We start from the raw sequence: 3,045 nt of genomic DNA on the forward strand, positions 1-3,045 counted from the left end.
TCCTTACTCGGTAGAACCGAATATAAACTAGAGAAAATCAACAAAACCTATTATTAATTAAAGAAATTTATCTTCAAAACACAAACACAACTAATAAGAATAATTACCCATACATCGACTTAAATGAGAAAAGTCAGAAAAAAATCGCAGAAAGTGCACTTCTAGATAAAAAAGACTCTAACCTATCTCATCTCACTCAACCCCATACACCTCATCAATCTTCCCCGATCCGTCGAAATGGTAGCGGACCCGACTGCTTTTCGATATGGTCCTCTCCCTGCGCCGGTCGTAATATTCGTACTCGGTATACAGATCGAAGGTGCGGTCGGTGATTTTGCGGATATCCGTGATGAGGTTGCGCGACTGGCTGGTTTTGCCCCATACGTACCGGTACCGGTTCAGCAGGTCGTTATAGGTGGGGTTCGAGAGGTCCCAGAAGCGAATGAGGCTGTCCGAAAAGAAGCTGAAGAGCCTGTCGAAATTCCTGCTGTCCTCGGCGGCCACGAATCCGCGGATGGCGCTCCGGTACACCTCGTCCCGGTTGGCCTGCAGGGCCGGAGAAACCGGGGCCGTGGCTGGCGCCGGTGAAGGAGCAGGAGCCGGGGCCGCTGCAGGTGGACTGTCCGATTCAACCCGCTCGGCATAAGCTCCCGCGTCCGCACCTGAAGCCGTCGTGCCGAGCAGCTCCACGAGCCGCTCTTTCGGTATGCCGAAGCTGAAACTCTGCGTATCGGAGATCTTGGCGAAGTTCACCGCCACGAGCCTCCCCCACTTGTCGATGATGGGGCTGCCGCTCGATCCCGGCAGGGTGGGTATGGAGTACAGCATGCGGTTGTCGTCGGGCTCCTGGGTGATCTTGCCCGCCGTGAACTGCGACTTGATGCCCTCCTTCGTTACCGCAAGTTCGAGTCCGTAGTTGTAGCCGATCATGTACACGTCGTCGTTGATTGCAGGCGGCGTTTCCGGCTTTCCCTCCTCCCCTTCCAGCGAAATGAACTCCGTGATATGCTCCGGCGTGCGCTTGTCCTTGAGCTGGATAAGGGCCAGATCCACAGCCTCGTCGCCCGACTGCTTCACCACCACGCAGCTTTTGAAGTCCTGAAGCGAAGTCACGTAGGTGTTGTCGTAAGCCACGCCGATATCCACCACATGCACCTGTATCGTCGTATTGTCGGGGTTGTAGGAGATTCTGCCGAGCAAACCTTTCATCTCGGTGATCTGCGTTTCGAGATTCGCATAGGCCTGCTTCAGTTCGCTGATCGAGTTCTCATCGAGACTGTAGTAGTTGGTATCGAAGTAGTTTCGCAATTTGTTCTGTTCGGCGATCTTCTCCTCGATCTTTTCGCCCAGTATCCGCTTGATTTCGGCGATTATCCGTGTTATGTAGCCGGCGGCATCCTTCCCCTGGTTCAGCGGGTTCACCACATGGCGGTTCGTGGCGATCCTGCCGTCCCGACTCACGAAGAACCCGGTACCGAACGCGATGCTCGCATGCTCGACGGCTTCGCCCTCGGTATCGTAAATCTCGGGCGGGGCTCCCTTTTCGTTCAGCGTGAAGAAAAGGCGCATGCCGTTGTCGAAGGTAAGGGAGTAGTAGTACTGGTTCTTGACGAGCACCACGCTGCTGCGGTATTTCTCGTACAGCGTTTGCGGATCTTCCGGTTTTTTCGAGCAGGATGAGAGCACCAGCGAAACCAGAAGCATGAAAACGATCTGCCACATGGGTACTGCGTTGTTGTTGATACCACGAAAATAAAGCATGAACAGCCTGTTGCATCGGGCGGAAAACGTCGATCATCGGGGCACATCAGTCACTCGGGAGCAGTCGCATCATAGCGTACACATGTCGTAATGCCTTCGCTGCGCCGTTGTGCAGCAGGAAGAGCATTACGGTAAAGGTACGGAAATTTCCGGCATAACACCTCATCCCCTTCCCTTCCCGATCACCGTCGCAACGACCTGCCTGCCGAATGCGGCGACGAGGCCGGGGGCGAAACGGTATGCCAGCGCCGTCAGGCGCGCACGGGCGGGTATGATGATCAGCTCCCGGTTGCGTTCCACTCCCCGCAGGGCTTCGCGGGCAACCTGCTGCGGGGTGCAGAGCCGACCGGCGGCAAGGGTCAGGTAGTTCCGCACATCCGGCCGCCACCTCTCCGATTCGGCTCCCGAAAGCGGACCTTCGTCGAGCAGCGGCGTATCGACGCCCGCAGGACAGATGGTGCTGATGCGCACGCCGTGCCGTTCGGCTTCGTAACGGAGGCTCGAACTGAACCCCACCACGGCGTGCTTGGTCATGGAGTACATGGAAAGCAGCGGAGCGGGAGCAAGCCCCGCAAGCGAAGCCATATTGACGATATGGCCGCGCCCCCGGCCGACCATCAGGGGATAGGCTGCCAGCGTTCCGTTCACCATTCCCCGGATGTTGACATCGATGATCCTGTCGCACTGCGCCTCGTCGGAGTCGAGAACCTCGCCCGAAAACAGCATACCTGCGTTGTTGAAGAGAAAATCGACGGCGCCCGCATCGCGCGCGACACCTTCGACAACCTTGCGGAACGCAACGGCGTCGCACACGTCGAGCGTCACGGGATGCACGCCGGAACCGAGCGATGCCGCAGCTTTCTGCACCCTTGCACCGTCGATGTCTGCCATCCATACCCTCGAACCGCGTTCAGTGAGTCCGGCAGCAAGTGCAAACCCGATGCCGGAAGCCGCACCCGTCACGATGGCGCTTTTGCCTTTCCAGAAAGTATCCATGTCGCTCTGCAAAGAATTATCGTTCTCTCTTTTCATGAGGTTAAATATACCGCTTCCGGCAGCTTGCCGGAAAACCCCTCGGAAATCATGCAATGGCAGATCGGCAAACCCTGCCGTTTGAAAAAAGTCCTCCACGGATGCATATTAAGGCAGGAAAACTATCAGCTACGCCGAAACACCGAACAACCGCATGCCCAACCATAAAATCCGCCTTGCCGTGTTCTGCTCCGGAACCGGCAGCAACTTCAAATCCCTGCACGAGGCCATAGCCAAAAGGCCGCTCGATGC

The 3,045-nt window shown here is 56.6% G+C and carries 2 protein-coding genes; both read right to left on the reverse strand.

Features of this window, described 5'->3' with window-relative positions:
- Positions 1 to 192: 192 nt before the first annotated feature.
- Complete coding sequence (locus tag WBP50_RS11125) at positions 193 to 1,761, reverse strand: S1 family peptidase (protein ID WP_423934501.1); 1,569 nt, start codon at positions 1,759 to 1,761, stop codon at positions 193 to 195.
- Between the two features lie 162 nt (positions 1,762 to 1,923).
- The gene (locus WBP50_RS11130) at positions 1,924 to 2,793 is read right to left on the reverse strand and encodes an SDR family NAD(P)-dependent oxidoreductase (protein ID WP_423934503.1); all 870 of its coding nucleotides are present in this window, start codon (positions 2,791 to 2,793) and stop codon (positions 1,924 to 1,926) included.
- Positions 2,794 to 3,045 lie beyond the last annotated feature (252 nt).

The sequence above is a fragment of the Chlorobium sp. genome, from assembly GCF_049593655.1.
GTDB lineage: Bacteria > Bacteroidota > Chlorobiia > Chlorobiales > Chlorobiaceae > Chlorobium.

Bases quoted from the DNA above. Each gene is read 5' to 3' on its own strand.
- WBP50_RS11125 (WP_423934501.1), bottom strand. From the start codon at position 1,761: ATGCTTTATTTTCGTGGTATCAACAACAACGCAGTACCCATGTGGCAG.
- WBP50_RS11130 (WP_423934503.1), bottom strand. From the start codon at position 2,793: ATGAAAAGAGAGAACGATAATTCTTTGCAGAGCGACATGGATACTTTC.